General features: G+C 68.1%; 14 protein-coding genes. 7 read left to right on the top strand and 7 right to left on the bottom strand.

The genetic code is table 11. The features are described from left to right. Window positions 1–2 precede the first annotated feature (2 nt). Entirely contained in the window at window positions 3–845 is an 843-nt protein-coding gene (gene fghA, locus AC3WQZ_RS11830) for an S-formylglutathione hydrolase (RefSeq protein WP_492300593.1), read from the top strand. A gap of 10 nt (window positions 846–855) precedes the next feature. On the opposite strand, the gene AC3WQZ_RS11825 is transcribed toward fghA, so the two are convergent. Beyond that, the gene (locus tag AC3WQZ_RS11825; protein WP_439669983.1) at window positions 856–1,869 is read right to left on the bottom strand and encodes an AraC family transcriptional regulator; all 1,014 of its coding nucleotides are present in this window, start codon (window positions 1,867–1,869) and stop codon (window positions 856–858) included. Between the two features lie 152 nt (window positions 1,870–2,021). Here AC3WQZ_RS11825 and AC3WQZ_RS11820 point away from each other — a divergent pair, with 152 nt between their 5' ends. The 6 genes from AC3WQZ_RS11820 to AC3WQZ_RS11795 are packed head-to-tail and all read left to right on the top strand — an operon-like array spanning window position 2,022 to window position 8,253. Beyond that, complete coding sequence (locus tag AC3WQZ_RS11820) at window positions 2,022–3,155, top strand: acyl-CoA dehydrogenase family protein (protein ID WP_010814121.1); 1,134 nt, start codon at window positions 2,022–2,024, stop codon at window positions 3,153–3,155. Window positions 3,156–3,199: 44 nt separating this feature from the next. Further along, window positions 3,200–4,723 (top strand): CoA-acylating methylmalonate-semialdehyde dehydrogenase, encoded by a 1,524-nt coding sequence (locus AC3WQZ_RS11815; RefSeq protein ID WP_010814120.1) that lies wholly within the window; start codon window positions 3,200–3,202, stop codon window positions 4,721–4,723. Between the two features lie 37 nt (window positions 4,724–4,760). Further along, window positions 4,761–5,666, top strand: a complete 906-nt coding sequence (mmsB, locus tag AC3WQZ_RS11810) for a 3-hydroxyisobutyrate dehydrogenase (protein ID WP_492297035.1) — start codon at window positions 4,761–4,763, stop codon at window positions 5,664–5,666. Continuing rightward, on the top strand, window positions 5,663–6,433 hold the full coding sequence (locus AC3WQZ_RS11805) for an enoyl-CoA hydratase (RefSeq protein WP_454749476.1): 771 nt from the start codon (window positions 5,663–5,665) through the stop codon (window positions 6,431–6,433). The genes mmsB and AC3WQZ_RS11805 overlap by 4 nt, the downstream gene beginning before the upstream one ends. Before the next feature lie 9 nt (window positions 6,434–6,442). Then, window positions 6,443–7,570, top strand: a complete 1,128-nt coding sequence (locus tag AC3WQZ_RS11800) for an enoyl-CoA hydratase/isomerase family protein (RefSeq protein WP_492300591.1) — start codon at window positions 6,443–6,445, stop codon at window positions 7,568–7,570. Window positions 7,571–7,584: 14 nt separating this feature from the next. Beyond that, complete coding sequence (locus tag AC3WQZ_RS11795; protein ID WP_011617068.1) at window positions 7,585–8,253, top strand: Crp/Fnr family transcriptional regulator; 669 nt, start codon at window positions 7,585–7,587, stop codon at window positions 8,251–8,253. A gap of 13 nt (window positions 8,254–8,266) precedes the next feature. Here AC3WQZ_RS11795 and alaC read toward each other — a convergent pair whose 3' ends face one another. From alaC to AC3WQZ_RS11765, 6 genes are all read right to left on the bottom strand, one after another. Continuing rightward, window positions 8,267–9,493: an alanine transaminase gene (gene alaC / locus AC3WQZ_RS11790; RefSeq protein ID WP_011617067.1), complete on the bottom strand. Its 1,227-nt coding sequence runs from the start codon at window positions 9,491–9,493 to the stop codon at window positions 8,267–8,269. A 130-nt stretch (window positions 9,494–9,623) separates the two neighbouring features. Further along, window positions 9,624–10,034 (bottom strand): hypothetical protein, encoded by a 411-nt coding sequence (locus AC3WQZ_RS11785; RefSeq protein WP_010814114.1) that lies wholly within the window; start codon window positions 10,032–10,034, stop codon window positions 9,624–9,626. Window positions 10,035–10,090: 56 nt separating this feature from the next. Beyond that, window positions 10,091–10,918 (bottom strand): siderophore-interacting protein, encoded by an 828-nt coding sequence (locus AC3WQZ_RS11780; protein WP_492300588.1) that lies wholly within the window; start codon window positions 10,916–10,918, stop codon window positions 10,091–10,093. A gap of 78 nt (window positions 10,919–10,996) precedes the next feature. Next, window positions 10,997–11,704 carry a PadR family transcriptional regulator gene (locus AC3WQZ_RS11775; RefSeq protein ID WP_041688074.1) on the bottom strand — a complete coding sequence of 236 codons (708 nt, stop codon included), beginning with the start codon at window positions 11,702–11,704 and terminating at the stop codon, window positions 10,997–10,999. Between the two features lie 91 nt (window positions 11,705–11,795). Continuing rightward, window positions 11,796–12,884, bottom strand: coding sequence for an MBL fold metallo-hydrolase (locus AC3WQZ_RS11770; protein WP_492300587.1), 1,089 nt, complete (start codon window positions 12,882–12,884; stop codon window positions 11,796–11,798). A gap of 156 nt (window positions 12,885–13,040) precedes the next feature. Continuing rightward, complete coding sequence (locus AC3WQZ_RS11765; protein WP_492300586.1) at window positions 13,041–14,486, bottom strand: FAD-binding oxidoreductase; 1,446 nt, start codon at window positions 14,484–14,486, stop codon at window positions 13,041–13,043. Between the last annotated feature and the right edge of the window lie 12 nt (window positions 14,487–14,498).

The following is a 14,498-nucleotide window of genomic DNA, read 5'->3' as shown; positions in this document are numbered from 1 at the left end:
ACATGGAACTGATCTCGCAACACGGCTGCCACGGCGGCGTGCAGCGCTTCTATCGCCATGATTCGACGGCGATCGGGCTGCCGATGCGTTTCTCGGTCTACCTGCCGCCGCAGGCGCAGGCAGGCGGCAAGGTGCCGGTGCTGTTCTACCTGGCCGGCCTGACCTGCACCGAGGAAACCTTCATGATCAAGGCCGGTGCGCAGCGCTTTGCCGCCGAGCACGGCCTGATGCTGGTGGCGCCCGATACCAGCCCGCGCGGAGCGGGCCTGCCGGGCGAGGCCGATGCCTGGGACTTCGGCGTGGGTGCCGGGTTCTATGTCGATGCCACCGAGGCGCCGTGGCAGGAGTACTGGCGCATGGAAAGCTACGTGGCCGACGAACTGTTCGGGCTGGTCACCACCGCCTTGCCGGGCGATGCCGGCCGCGTCGGCATCTTCGGGCATTCCATGGGCGGGCACGGCGCGCTGGTGCTGGCGCAGCGCCATCCGCAGCGCTTCCGCTCGGTGTCGGCGTTTGCGCCGATCGCCGCCCCGTCACGCTGCCCGTGGGGTGAGAAGGCTTTTACCGGCTACCTGGGCAGCGACCGCGCCGCGTGGGCCGAATATGACGCCAGCGAGCTGATGGCACGCCAGCAGGGCGCGCCCTTCCCGGCTGGCATTTTGGTCGACCAGGGGCTGGACGACCAGTTCCTGCAAAGCCAACTGCATCCGGAAGCATTCGCGGCAGCCTGCCAGGCCGTCGGCCAGCCGCTGACGCTGCGCCGGCATAGCGGCTACGACCACGGCTACTACTTCATCACCAGCTTTATCGCCGACCACATCCGCCACCACGCGGCGCAGCTGTAGACGCGCCGCATCAACCTTCCGCCACCCGGCGGTATGCCCCCGGGCGCGATCCGGTCCAGCGCCGGAACGCCCGGTGGAATGCGCCCGGCTCGGCAAAGCCGAGTTCGGCCGCGATATCCGCCACCGGGCGGCCGGAATGGCTGAGCGCCTCGATGGCAAGATCGCGCCGCAGCGCATCCTTCAGATCCTGGTAGCTGACGCCCTCCTCCATCAGCCGGCGCCGCAGCGATGATGCGGAAAGGTTCAGGCTGATTGCCAGGTCTTCAAAGGTGGGCCATTGATCCGGACGCTGGTTGCGCAGCAGCCTGCGCACGCGCGCGCCCACGCTGGCGCGGTCGGAGTACTTCACCACCACGTTGTGCGGCGCATCGCGCAGGAAGGCCTTCAGGCTGCGCTCGTCCTGGCGCACCGGCTGCTCCAGCAGTGCCGAGTCGAAGACCAGCGCCGTGGCCGGCTGCCCGAACGCCAGCTGGCGCGAATACATGACGCGGTATTCCGCGCTGTACTGCGGCTCGTCGTAGTCGAAGGCCGCCAGCCGCACCGGCACGCGCCGCCGCAGCAGCCAGCTCATCAGGCCATGCAGCATGATCAGCATGGTTTCCTTGGCAAACACGCCGGGCTGCCGCCCCAGGTGCGCGCAAGGCGCGGTCAGCACCAGCGCGGCCTCGTCGCCGTGGCGCTCCAGCCGCACGCCGATATCGTCCAGCAGCAGCCGGAAGTACCGCGTGATGCGCTCCAGTCCCTGCCCCAGGGTGCGGCTGCCGGCCACCGCGTGGCACAGCATGGCAAAGCTGCCGCATTTCATGCTGCGCGAATCCTGCCCGAAGAATTCATCGTCCAGCGCCGCCGCCACGGCCATCCACAGCTCGCTGTAGCTGGCGGCCGATACGCGTGACTGCGGCACCGCCAGCAGCGCCGGCGCAATGCCAGAGCCGCGCAGCACCGGATCCGGGTCGATGCCGCGCGCGCGCAGCCCCGCGATGGCGTGGTGGACGAAACAGATGGCGACACTGCCTTTTTCCATGGCGCTGGAGGGTGGCAAACGAGTTCACGAAGATTGGCGGATTTTGGCATAGGAGCCCGCCCCCGGCGTTCCTACACTGCCCGCAGGTCAAACGCCAAGCGCGCATTCTGCCTGACTTGCCGCGCGGCTCCAAACCCCCACCCTCATCTGCCATGCACAGCGACTACACCGAAGAGCAAACCATGATCCGCGACAGCGCGCGCGCCTTTGCCAGCGAACGGCTGGCAGTGGGCGCCGCGCAATGGGACCGCGACGGCCGCCTGCCCGATGAAGTCGTCGCCGAGATGGGCGCGCTGGGGCTACTGGGCATGATCGTTCCCGAGGAATGGGGCGGCACCTATACCGACTACGTCGCCTATGCGCTCGCCATCGAAGAAATTGCCGCCGGCTGCGCCGCCTGCGCCACGATGATGAGCGTGCACAACTCGGTCGGCTGCGGGCCGGTCCTGCACTATGGCACCGATGCGCAGAAAGAACGCTACCTGGCGCGGCTGGCCAGCGGGGAGCTGATCGGCGCGTTCTGCCTGACCGAGCCGCAGGCCGGCTCCGAGGCGCACAACCTGCGCACGCGCGCGCGCTTCACCGACAACGGCTGGGTGCTCAACGGCAGCAAGCAGTTCGTCACCAACGGCCAGCGCGCCGGTGTGGCGGTGGTGTTCGCCTCGACCGAGCCCGAGCGCGGCAAGAAGGGCATCTCGGCCTTCCTTGTCCCCACAAACACCCCCGGCTTTATCGTCCACGCCCCGGAGAAAAAGCTCGGCATCCGCGCCTCGGACACCTGCGCGATCACGCTGGAAGACTGCACCGTGCCGCATGACGCACTGCTGGGCGAGCCCGGCGAGGGCCTGCGCATTGCGCTGTCCAACCTGGAAGGCGGACGCATCGGCATCGCCGCGCAGGCAATCGGCATTGCACGCTCAGCCTTCGAGGCCGCATGTCGCTATGCATCGGAACGCATCCAGTTCGGCCGCGCACTGCGTGAACACCCGCCCATTGCCAACATGCTGGCCGACATGGCCACCGAGCTGAACGCCGCGCGCCTGCTGGTGCACCGCGCCGCGCGCATGCGTAGCGAAGGCGTGCCGTGCCTGTCCGAAGCCTCGCAGGCCAAGCTGTATGCGTCCGAGCTGGCCGAGCGCGTGTGCTCCAAGGCGTTGCAGATCCACGGCGGCTACGGCTACCTCGAAGACTACCCGGTCGAGCGCCACTACCGCGACGCCCGCATCACCCAGATCTACGAAGGCACCAGCGAGATCCAGCGCATGCTGATCGCGCGCAGCCTGTAGTCCCCCATCCCTTGCCAACAGAACCAGACCTTCCGGAGACAACCATGAGTGCCGTGCCCAAGACCGACAATGCCGTGCCGACCGTGCCGCTGCTGATCAACGGCGAATGGGTGGATTCATCCGCCACCGAATTCCGCAACGTGGTCAATCCCGCCACGCAGGAAGTGCTGGCACGCGTGCCGCTGGCCACCGCAAGCGAGGTCGCCGCTGCCGTGGGCGCCGCACACCGCGCCTTTGCCACGTGGCGCCACACGCCCATCGGCGCACGGCTGCGCGTCATGCTGCGCTTCCAGGCCCTGATCCGCGAGCACAGCAAGCGTATCGCCGCCATCCTGACCGCCGAGCAGGGCAAGACCCTGGCCGATGCCGAGGGCGACATCTTCCGCGGGCTGGAGGTGGTCGAACACGCCTGTTCGATCGGCACCCTGCAGCAAGGGGGCTTTGCCGAGAACGTGGCCGCCACCGTCGACACCTACACGCTGCAGCAGCCGATTGGCGTGTGCGCGGGTATCACCCCGTTCAACTTCCCGGCGATGATCCCGCTGTGGATGTTCCCGATGGCGATCGTGTGCGGCAATACCTTTGTGCTCAAGCCGTCGGAGCAGGACCCGCTGTCCACCGTGGAGCTGGTCAAGCTGGCGCTGGAAGCCGGCGTGCCGCCGGGCGTGCTGAACGTGGTGCACGGCGCCAAGGACGTGGTCGATGCGCTGTGCACGCACCCGGACATCAAGGCGGTGTCGTTCGTGGGCTCGACCGCCGTTGGCACCCATGTCTATAACCTGGCCAGCGCGCACGGCAAGCGCGTGCAGTCGATGATGGGCGCGAAGAATCATGCCGTGGTACTGCCCGATGCGCACAAGGAGCAGACGCTGAACGCGCTGGCCGGTGCAGGCTTCGGCGCGGCCGGCCAGCGTTGCATGGCCACCTCGGTGGTGGTGCTGGTGGGGGCGGCACGCGACTGGGTGCCCGACCTGGTCGAACGCGCCAAGACCCTGAAAGTCGGCGCCGGCGCTGAAGCAGGCACCGATGTCGGCCCCGTGGTATCGGTGGCGGCAAAGGAACGGATCCTCGGCCTCATCGCCGCCGGCGAGCGCGAAGGCGCGACGCTGGTGCTGGATGGCCGCGGCGTGGAGGTGCCGGGCTTTCCGCAGGGCAACTTCATCGGCCCGACCATCTTTACCGATGTCCGGACCGACATGTCGATCTACACCGAGGAGATCTTCGGGCCGGTGCTGGTGGTGATCGGCGTCGATACGCTGGACGAGGCCATCGCCCTGGTCAACCGCAACCCGTTCGGCAACGGCACCGGCGTGTTCACGCAGAGCGGCGCCGCGGCGCGCAAGTTCCAGAGCGAGATCGACGTGGGCCAGGTCGGCATCAACATCCCCATCCCGGTGCCGGTGCCCTACTTCAGCTTCACCGGATCGCGTGGCTCCAAGCTGGGCGACCTGGGTCCGTACGGCAAGCAGGTGGTGCAGTTCTATACGCAGACCAAGACGGTGACGGCGCGGTGGTTTGATGACGCGACGGTCAACGATGGGGTGAACACCACCATCAGCCTGAAGTAATCGGGCGGCATTCAAGAACGACACGGAAGGAGACCCCATGCATATCGCCTTCATCGGCCTCGGCAACATGGGCGCGCCCATGGCGCGCAACCTGCTCAAGGCCGGCCATACGCTGACCGTATTTGACCTGAACGCCGCGGCGGTGGCGTCGCTGTGCGCCGAGGGCGCCGCCACCGCGGATTCCGCCCGCAAGGCCGTGGCCGAAGCAGACTTTGTCATCACCATGCTGCCCGCCGCTGCCCATGTGCGCAGCGCCTACCTGGGCCCGGAAGGCGTGCTGGCCGGCGTGCGCCCGGGCGTGCCGCTGGTGGACTCCAGCACCATCGACCCCGCCACCGTGCGCGAACTGGCCGCTGCCGCCGAGGCGCACGGCAATGCGCTGGCCGATGCACCGGTCTCCGGCGGCACCGTTGGCGCCCAGGCCGGCACGCTGACCTTCATGGTCGGCGCCACCGAAGCGCTGTTCGCCCAGGTGCGCCCGGTGCTGGCCGGCATGGGGCGCAACCTGGTCCACTGCGGTGGCACCGGCACCGGCCAGGTCGCCAAGATCTGCAACAACCTGATCCTCGGCATCTCCATGATCGGCGTATCCGAGGCGATGGCGCTGGGCGTCAAGCTGGGCATCGACGCCAATGTGCTGGCCGGCATCGTCAATACCTCCACCGGCCGCTGCTGGGCCTCGGATACCTGCAACCCCTGGCCCGGCGTGATCGAGACCGCGCCGGCCGGGCGCGGCTACACCGGCGGCTTTGGCGCCGACCTGATGCTCAAGGACCTGGGCCTGGCCAACGACGCCGCGCGCAGCGTGAAGCAGCCGCTGTTCCTGGGCGCGCTGGCGCAGCAGGTCTACCAGGCCGTGAGCCATGCCGGCGACGGCCAGCTCGACTTCTCCGGCGTGATCCGCCAGTACCTGTCCGCCGCTGACAAGGAGTCCAAGCAATGATCGAGTTCGCCCTGCACGGCCACGTCGCCACGCTGACGCTGAGCCGCCCGCCCGCCAACGCCTTCACTGCGGAAGGCCTGCAGCAGTTGCGCGAGCTGGTGGCAAAGATCGACGCCAACCCCGAAGTGCGCGCCGTGGTGGTCACCGGTGCCGGCGAGAAGTTCTTCAGCGCCGGCGCCGACCTGAACGGCTTCGCCGAGGGCGACCGCGCCCATGCCCGCGTGATGGCGCAGCAGTTCGGCAGCGCCTTCGAGGCCCTGCAGAACGCGCGGCCCGTGGTGATCGCCGCGATCAACGGCTATGCCATGGGCGGCGGGCTGGAATGCGCACTGGCCTGCGATATCCGCATCGCCGAGGAACACGCGCAGATGGCCCTGCCTGAAGCCGCGGTCGGCCTGCTGCCGTGCGGCTGCGGCACGCAGACGCTGCCGTGGCTGGTCGGCGAAGGCTGGGCCAAGCGCATGATCCTGACCAACGAGCGCGTGGATGCCGCCACCGCGTTGCGCATCGGGCTGGTGGAAGAAGTCGTGCCGCGCGGCCAGGCCATCGCCACCGCGCTGGCGATGGCTGAGCGCGCCTGCAACGTGAGTCCCCGGGCCGCCGCGCACAGCAAGCGGCTGGTGCACCTGGCGCGCCAGGGCGTGCCACGCCAGGCCGCGCTGGCGCTGGAGCGCGAGCGCTTTGTCGACCTCTTCGACGATGCCGATCAGCGCGAAGGCGTCAACGCCTTCCTCGAGAAACGAACGCCGCAATGGCGCAACGCCTAGGAGCCCGCCATGCGCCTGACTGAAGAGACCAAGGCCGCCAACCTGGATGCCGCCGAGCCGGAGGTGCTGTTCCAGGTCGTCAACGGTGTCGGCATTGCCACGCTGAACCGGCCGCGCCAGCTCAATGCCCTGTCGCACCCGATGATCGTCGCGCTCGGTGCGCAGATGGAAGCCTGGGCGCGGGATGACGCCGTCCGCGCAGTGGTGCTGCGCGGCGCCGGCCCCAAGGCCTTCTGCGCCGGCGGCGACATCCGCGCGCTGACCGACAGCTACCGCGACGGCACCCCGCTGCACCGGCGCTTCTTCATCGACGAATACACGCTGGATTACCGCCTGCACCGCTATCCCAAGCCGCTGGTGGCGCTGATGGACGGCATCGTCATGGGCGGCGGCATGGGCCTGGCGCAGGCCGCGCACCTGCGCATCGTCACCGAACGCTCGCGCGTGGCCATGCCCGAAACCGGTATCGGCCTGGTGCCGGACGTGGGCGCCAGCCATTTCCTGTCGAAGCTGCCGGTGCAGCTGGCGCTGTACCTGGGACTGACCGGAGTCACCATCGGCGCGGCCGACGCGCTGCTGTGCGGGCTGGCCGATGCCGCGGTGGACTGCGCCACGCTGGCCGGGCTGGAGCAGACCCTCGCCGGCATCGCCTGGGGCCATGACGCGCTCGCTGACCTGCGCCATGCGCTGGTGCGCGAGCCGGTGGCCAGCGCCGCCGACGCGCCGCTGCTGCAGGTGCTGCCGGCGCTGCTGCAGCACTTCCCGGCGCATGCCACGCTGCCCGAGATCCTGGCCGGACTGGCCTGCCAGGACGACCCGGCCTACACCGCCTGGGCCACGCGCACCATCGACGTGCTGCGCACCCGCTCGCCGCTGTCCGCCTGCGCCACGCGCGAACTGCTGCTGCGCGGTCGCCGCATGGACCTGGCCGACTGCTTCCGCATGGAACTGGCGGTGGTGGTCAACACGTTCTCGCAGGGGGACTTCATCGAAGGCGTGCGCGCGCTGATCGTCGACAAGGACAACACGCCGCACTGGCGCATCGCCAGCTATGAAGCCGTCGATGACGTCGCCGTGCAGGCGCTGTTCCGGCCGTGGTGGGCACCGGGCGAACAGCCGCTGCCCCTGCCCGCCTGAGCGGATGCACCACCGTGAGCCTCGACGCGCTGCTGGCGCGCAGCCCCTGGGCGGCGGCACTGACCCCGGAGCAACGCCAGCGCGTGCGCGCCGAACTGCGTGAGCGCGCGGTGCCGCAAGGCGCCTATGTCATCCGCAAGGGCGACCTGGCCGACTGCTGGCTTGGCATCGCACAAGGCCTGGTCAAGGTGCATTGCGCATCGCCCTCGGGCAAGCGCGCGACGCTGACCGGCGTGCCGGCCGGTGGCTGGCTCGGTGAAGGCTCCCTGCTCAAGCGCGAGGCGCTGCGCTATGACGTAGTGGCCCTGCGCGATTCACGCATCGCCTGCATGCCGGGGGCGACGTTCCGCTGGCTGCAGGAGACCAGCCTTCCCTTCAACCGCTATCTGCTCGACCAGCTCAATGAAAGGCTGGGCCTGTTTATCGCCACCGTAGAGCATGAGCGGCTGCACGGCATCGAAGGACGCGTGGCGCGGGCGCTGGCTACGCTATTCCATCCCGTGCTATGCCCTTCCGGACCGGGCCCGGCGTTGCATCTGACGCAGGAAGAAGTCGGCCTGCTGGCGGGCATCTCGCGCCAGCGGGCTAATGCGGCGCTCAAGGTGCTGGAGGATGAAGGCTTGCTGGCGGTCAAGCACAGCGTGGTGCATGTGCTTGACCTGGAGGCGCTGCGCCGCTACTGAGCGCAGCGCTGGTTCATGCCTGCGCGGTTGATGCCGGCTTGACCAGCCCGTCGGCCCGGAACATCGCCTTGATGCCCCGCACCGCCTGCCGGATGCGCGATTCGTTCTCGATCAGGGCAAAGCGCACATACTCGTCGCCATAGTCGCCAAAGCCGATGCCCGGCGAGACCGATACCTTGGCCTTGGCCAGCAGCTGCTTGGAGAATTCCAGCGAGCCCAGCGCGCGGTACGGCTCGGGAATCCGCGCCCAGATATACATCGACGCCTTCGGGATCTCCACCGGCCAGCCTGCTTCGATCAGCCCGCGCGCCAGCACGTCACGGCGCGACTGGTACTGCGCGGCGATCTCGCTGACGCATTGCTGGTCGCCCTCCAGCGCGGCAATGGCCGCGATCTGCAGCGGCGTGAAGGTGCCGTAGTCGTGATAGCTCTTGATGCGCGTCAGCGCCGCCACCAGGTCCGGGTTGCCCACCATGAAGCCCACGCGCCAGCCCGCCATGTTGTAGCTCTTGGACAGCGTGAAGAACTCCACCGCGATGTCCTTGGCGCCCGGCACCTGCATGATCGACGGCGCCTTCCAGCCATCGAACACGATGTCGGCATAGGCCAGGTCGTGCACCACGAAGATGTCGTGCTTGCGTGCCAGCGCAATCACGCGCTCGAAGAAGTCCAGCTCAACGCATTGCGCGGTGGGGTTGGACGGAAAGCCCAGCACGATCATCTTCGGCTTGGGATAGCTGCCGCGGATGGCACGCTCCAGCTCGGCAAAGAAATCGATGCCCGGCACCAGCGGCACCGAGCGGATATCCGCGCCGGCAATGACCGCGCCGTAGATATGGATGGGGTAGCTGGGATCGGGCACCAGCACCGTGTCGCCGCGGTCCAGCGTGGCCAGCATCAAGTGCGCCAGGCCTTCCTTGGACCCGATGGTGACGATGGCCTCGGTATCCGGGTCGATCTCGACGTCATAGCGTTCGCGGTACCAGTGCGCGATCGCGCGGCGCAGCCGCGGGATGCCCTTGGAGGCCGAATAGCCGTGCGTATCGGGCCGTTGCGCCGCTTCCGTGAGCTTGGCCACGATATGCGCCGGCGTGGCGCCATCGGGGTTGCCCATGCTCATGTCGATGATGTCCTCGCCACGGCGGCGGGCGGCCATCTTCAGCTCGGCGGTGATATTGAAAACGTACGGGGGAAGGCGATCGATGCGCGCAAAGCGGCGCTTGCCAGAAGCGGCAGTCATGGAGGAAGTCCTTTACGTAAGCGCCCGGAACCGTCCGAGCGACGTCGGCAGCCGTTGTCTCGGCTGCCGGAGACTCATGTTAGCGGGGATGCGGCGAATGCACAACGGTCACGTGAGGCCGCGCGGAAGATCAAAGCAGCTTGCCGCCCGGCGGACGCGTCGGCCGGTCCGGCGGCAGGTTGCGCACGATGCAGTCCAGCGCGCGCGAATCTGACTTGCCGCCAAGCGCCGCGCTGACCGAATCCCGATACTGCGTTGGCGAGATGCGCTGGTAGTAGAGCCGCGAGGTCTGGTCCAGCCAGTAGACGTAGTTGTCGTCGCCCCTGCTGCCACTGGTGCGCAGCCAGTCGCTGATATTGCTGGAGCCAACCACCATGTTGGGGCAAGCGGTCTGCAGCGAATCGAGATAGGCATTGAAGCCCTTGGCCTGGATATTGCGCACGGAGTCCGGCGCACAGGCCGCCAGCAACGCTGCGCAGGCGCAGGCCAGCGCGAAGCGCCGGCTGATCGTGAAGCGGCGAAAGGTGGGCGAAGGCTGCACGGCAGGGTCTCCCTGGCGGATGGCGGTCGCACTATCTTACCGGCACCCCGCCCGCTTCAGTCGTCCAGCGTCTCATGCACCGCCGAAGCGCCACGCTTCCAGTACGCCGACGCGCGGATACGGCGCTTGTCGACACCGCGTTCGCTGACCAGGTACTGGCGCACCGCTTTCATCGCCGCGGCTTCACCAGCGGCCCACACATAACCCTCGCCGCGCGGCAGCGTGAGCTTGCGCAGCGCCCCTTCCAGCAGGCTGCCTTCCAGCGCATCGCCACGATGCAGCCAATGCACATCGCATTGCGCCTGCGTCGGCAGCGAAATCTGCGCCGCGGCATCGCCTACTTCCACCACCACGATGGCACGCGTATCGGCCCCGAGCTCTTCCAGGCGCCGGGCGATCGCCGGCAGCGCGGTATCGTCGCCGATCAGCAGGTGCCAGTCGAACGCCGTGGGCACCACGAACGAGCCGCGCGGCCCGCCCACGCCCAGGTACTGGCCCGGCTGCGCCTGCGCCGCCCAGGTCGACGCGGGACCATCGCCATGCAGCACGAACTCGATATCCAGCTCCTGCTTCGCCCCATCGTAGCGGCGCGGCGTGTAGTCGCGCGCGGGCGGCCGCGGCTGGCCTTCGGGGAAGGTGATGCCGTCCGGGGTGACCTGCGGCAGCACCGGCTTGTCAGCGCCGTCCACCGGGAAGAAGACCTTGACGTGGTCGTCGAACGACGCCGAGACAAAGTCCTGCAGATCAGCGCCGCCAAGCGTGACACGCAGCAACTGCGGTGACACTTGCGTGGTGCGCACCACTTGCAGCAGGCGCATCTTGAGCGGATGGCGCACGCGCTGCACAGTCAGGTCGCGTGCGGAGGCTTGATTGTTCTCACTCATATTGGAATTCCTTGGGATAGAACCCGGCACCTGCCGGGTCAGGTTGCCGATGGCCGCAGCCAGCGTCAGTGCCACATGTCAGGCCTTGCGCACCGCTTCGATCTCGGCCGCCGCGCGCAGCAGGATCTCCGCGATGCGGCGCTGCTCGTCGGCGCCCGCATCGCTGCGCAGCGCAATGGCACGCTTGATCGCGGCGCGGGCTTGCATCAGCTCGGGCAGCCAGCCGCCCTGCTCCGGCTCGGGCTGCGGCTCACCGCTCATGGCGCGCCGCATCCACTCAACCTTGCGCGCCACGTGGCGCAGCTTGGCAATCATCACCTCGACCCGCTCGCGGTTGGCCGCCAGGTGGGCCTTGCCGGTCTCGGACAGCTGGTAGCGCTTCTTGTTGCCTTCCGTATCGACGGTGGCGTAGCCGACTTCTTCCAGGTAAGTCAGGGCCGGATAGACCACGCCGGGACTCGGCTTGTAGAAGCCGTTGGTACGGGTCTCGATCGCCTTGATCAGTTCGTAGCCGTGGCTCGGCTTCTCTTCGAGCATCGCCAGCAGCAGCAACTGCAGGTCATCGGCGCTGAACTTGCGGCCCCGGCGCCAGCCTTCGCCGTCGAAGCTGCCGGGACCATCGGCGCCGGCAGGGCCGAAGCCGTCGTCATGCCCGCCGCCCCAGAAGCCGCCGCCGTGGCGGCCCATGGCGTGGTGGGCGAAGTGGCGCTCAAAGTGAGGCAAAAGGCGCATCAGCAGGTGACGGCCGTGGCCTGAGGAGCCAAAAGGGTGGGAATGATGGCGCATGACTACCTCCGATATGTCGTAAAACATATCTTACGATATATATCGTACGAGTGGAAGTCAAGGCGACGCGGCAGTCCCCGCCGCCTGGGGATTACCTCATGCGGTACCAGTGGCAGCCATCGGGACCGGTCTCACGCACCGCCTCGCCCCGCTCCAGCAGGTAGTTCAGGTGCGCAATGCTCTCGCCGGTAGCCATCCCCAACAGCCCGCCGCTTCCGGTGATGGGGCGCGAGAACAACTCACCAAACACATCCACCGCCCGCTTCGGCGTCCCCAACGCGCCACGCAAGCGGTCCAGCGCCTGCATCTGGCTCGCCCGCAGATAGTCAATCCGCGCATGCAGCCCACGGAACGGTTCGTTATGCGCCGGCAGCACCATCACATCGTCCGGCACGGCAGCGCGCACCTTGTCCAGCGAGGCCAGCCAGTCCTGCATCGGATCGGCATCGGGCTCGGTCGGGAACACCGATACGTTGGAGGAAATGCGCGGCAGCACCTGGTCGCCTGACACCAGCAGCTTCAGCGCCGGGCAGTACAGGCAGGCATGTTCGGGCGAATGGCCGGTGCCGACGATGACCCGCCAGTCGTGCGCGCCGATGCGCACGGTGTCGGCATCGGACAGGCGGTGGAAGCTCTCGGGCAAGGCGTGGACATATTTGCCGAAGCCGCCGAAGCGGGTGCGGTACACCTCGATCGCTTCGTCGTCCCAGCCGGCCTTGCGATAGAACTCGATCGCGTCATCGGGCGCCGCTCGCCCCGTATCCGCCGCCAGCACGCGGCACATCAGGTATTCCAGCCGCGTCATCCACAGCTGGCAGTCGAACTTGCCGGTCAGCCACCCGGCCATGCCGATGTGGTCGGGGTGCATATGGGTCACGAACAGGCGCGTCAGGCCGCCCGCGAGCGGGCCGCTTGCGGCGAACAGCGCGCGCCAGGCCTGGGCGGTTTCCGGGGTCTGCAACCCGGCGTCGACGGCGGCCCAGCCGCTGCCGTCGCGGATGGCCCACAGGTTGATGTGGTTCAGGCCCAGTGGCATCGGCATGCGCAGCCACAGCACACCGGGCGCTACCTCGCGGGCACGGCCGGGTTCGGGCGCGTCGCCACAGGGGTAGTCGAGCTCGGGCTTTTCGAGGGAGATGGGGGCGGCTGCGAGGGCGATGTCGGGGGATTGGGCGCTCATCGGTATCTGGGCCGGTGGGCCGGCCGTGCTGTGCGCGTTGGCCGGTGCGGCAATGCCCCGGCTCCGCGCGTTCTGGATAGCTGACACCTTAGCCCAGATGGGCGATTCCTGCTACGCGCGCCCTGCCCGCGTTCCGTGGTGTGGAATAGCGGTGAGCTATCGGGCCGGCGTCGGCAGCACCTTGCCCGGATTCAGCAGGTTCAACGGATCAAGCGCCTGCTTCACCTGCCACATCAGCTCCAGTTCCACCTGGGACTTGTAGCGCGTCAGGTCGTCGCGCTTGGCCACGCCGATGCCGTGCTCGGCCGAGATCGAGCCGTTTTCCGCATGGGCCATGCCGTCGACCAGTGCCGAGACCCGCTCATACCACTGCGCCAGGAACTCTTTTCCAGGCTGATCCCTGGGTCGCAGCGGGTTGAAGTGCACATTGCCGTCGCCCATATGGCCGTCGATCACCATGCACGCGTCCGGCACCAGCTCCAGCACCCTGGCCGAGGCTTCCTCCACAAACGTAGCGATGCGCGACAGCGGCACCGAGACATCGCACTTGATGCTGCCGCCGGTGCGGGTCTGGGCGTCGGAGATCTCTTCGCGGATGCGCCAGAAAGTCTGGGCGTCGGACAGGCTGGCGGCCACTGCGGCGTCCTGCACCAGGCCCTGGCTGAAGCCGGATTCGAGGATTTCCATCAGCGTGGCGTTGAGGCTTTCCGCATCGGTCCCGGAGGTGAGTTCGATCAGCACCATCCACTCGTGCTTGTCCTGCAGCGGCGAAGCCACGTTGCCAAGATATTCAAGCACCAGTTCCAGCGCGGGCCGCGAGATCAGCTCGAACGCGGTCACGGCCTGGCCGGACAGGCGCTTGGCTTCACCCAGCAAGGCCACGGCCGCGGCGGGGTCCTGTACGGCGACAAAGGCCACGGCGCTGCTGCGCGGCTGCGGCATCAGCTTGAGCACGGCGCCGGTGATGATGCCGAGCGTACCTTCCGCGCCGACGAACAGCTGCTTGAGGTCGTAGCCGGTGTTGTCCTTGCGCAGGCCGCGCAGCGATGAGTAGATGCGGCCATCGGGCAGCACCACCTCGATGCCGAGCACGAGGTCGCGCATATTGCCGTAGCGCAGCACCGCGGTGCCGCCGGCATTGGTCGACAGGTTGCCGCCGATCTGGCATGAGCCTTCGGAGCCGATGCGCAGCGGGAACAGGCGTTGCCCGGCCTCGGCGGCGCTGCGCGCCGCGCTCAGCGTGACGCCGGACTGCACGGTCATGGTGTCGTTGATGGTGTCGAGGTCCAGCACGCGGTTCATGCGGCTGAGGTTGACGACCACGGCGGTGCCGCTGTCGTCCGGCACGGCGCCGCCCATCAGCGAGGTATTGCCGCCCTGCGGCACCACCGGCACACGCCGGGCATGGCACCACTGCAGCACCTGGCTGACCTCTTCCGTCGATGACGGCAGCACCACTACCTGGGCCTGGCCGCGGTAGATGCCGCGGTAGTCGGTGACGTAGGCCTGCGTGTCGGCGTCGCCGCTGCGGCAGGCGCTTGCACCAACGATGGCCTGCATCGCGCGCAAGGTGATGTCTGGGGTCGGGGTTTCGGCTGGCATGTGTGTAAGGCG

This window comes from Cupriavidus sp. FW305-26 (genome assembly GCF_058787975.1).
This window is presented reverse-complemented; position numbering and strand designations above follow the sequence as displayed.

What these genes read in the sequence shown, in the direction of transcription:
- AC3WQZ_RS11775 (WP_041688074.1), bottom strand. Translation starts at nt 11,704, where the DNA reads ATGCGCCATCATTCCCACCCTTTTGGCTCCTCAGGCCACGGCCGTCAC.
- AC3WQZ_RS11820 (WP_010814121.1), top strand. Translation starts at nt 2,022, where the DNA reads ATGCACAGCGACTACACCGAAGAGCAAACCATGATCCGCGACAGCGCG.
- fghA (WP_492300593.1), top strand. Translation starts at nt 3, where the DNA reads ATGGAACTGATCTCGCAACACGGCTGCCACGGCGGCGTGCAGCGCTTC.
- AC3WQZ_RS11815 (WP_010814120.1), top strand. Translation starts at nt 3,200, where the DNA reads ATGAGTGCCGTGCCCAAGACCGACAATGCCGTGCCGACCGTGCCGCTG.
- mmsB (WP_492297035.1), top strand. Translation starts at nt 4,761, where the DNA reads ATGCATATCGCCTTCATCGGCCTCGGCAACATGGGCGCGCCCATGGCG.
- AC3WQZ_RS11805 (WP_454749476.1), top strand. Translation starts at nt 5,663, where the DNA reads ATGATCGAGTTCGCCCTGCACGGCCACGTCGCCACGCTGACGCTGAGC.
- alaC (WP_011617067.1), bottom strand. Translation starts at nt 9,493, where the DNA reads ATGACTGCCGCTTCTGGCAAGCGCCGCTTTGCGCGCATCGATCGCCTT.
- AC3WQZ_RS11780 (WP_492300588.1), bottom strand. Translation starts at nt 10,918, where the DNA reads ATGAGTGAGAACAATCAAGCCTCCGCACGCGACCTGACTGTGCAGCGC.
- AC3WQZ_RS11770 (WP_492300587.1), bottom strand. Translation starts at nt 12,884, where the DNA reads ATGAGCGCCCAATCCCCCGACATCGCCCTCGCAGCCGCCCCCATCTCC.
- AC3WQZ_RS11825 (WP_439669983.1), bottom strand. Translation starts at nt 1,869, where the DNA reads ATGGAAAAAGGCAGTGTCGCCATCTGTTTCGTCCACCACGCCATCGCG.
- AC3WQZ_RS11800 (WP_492300591.1), top strand. Translation starts at nt 6,443, where the DNA reads ATGCGCCTGACTGAAGAGACCAAGGCCGCCAACCTGGATGCCGCCGAG.
- AC3WQZ_RS11765 (WP_492300586.1), bottom strand. Translation starts at nt 14,486, where the DNA reads ATGCCAGCCGAAACCCCGACCCCAGACATCACCTTGCGCGCGATGCAG.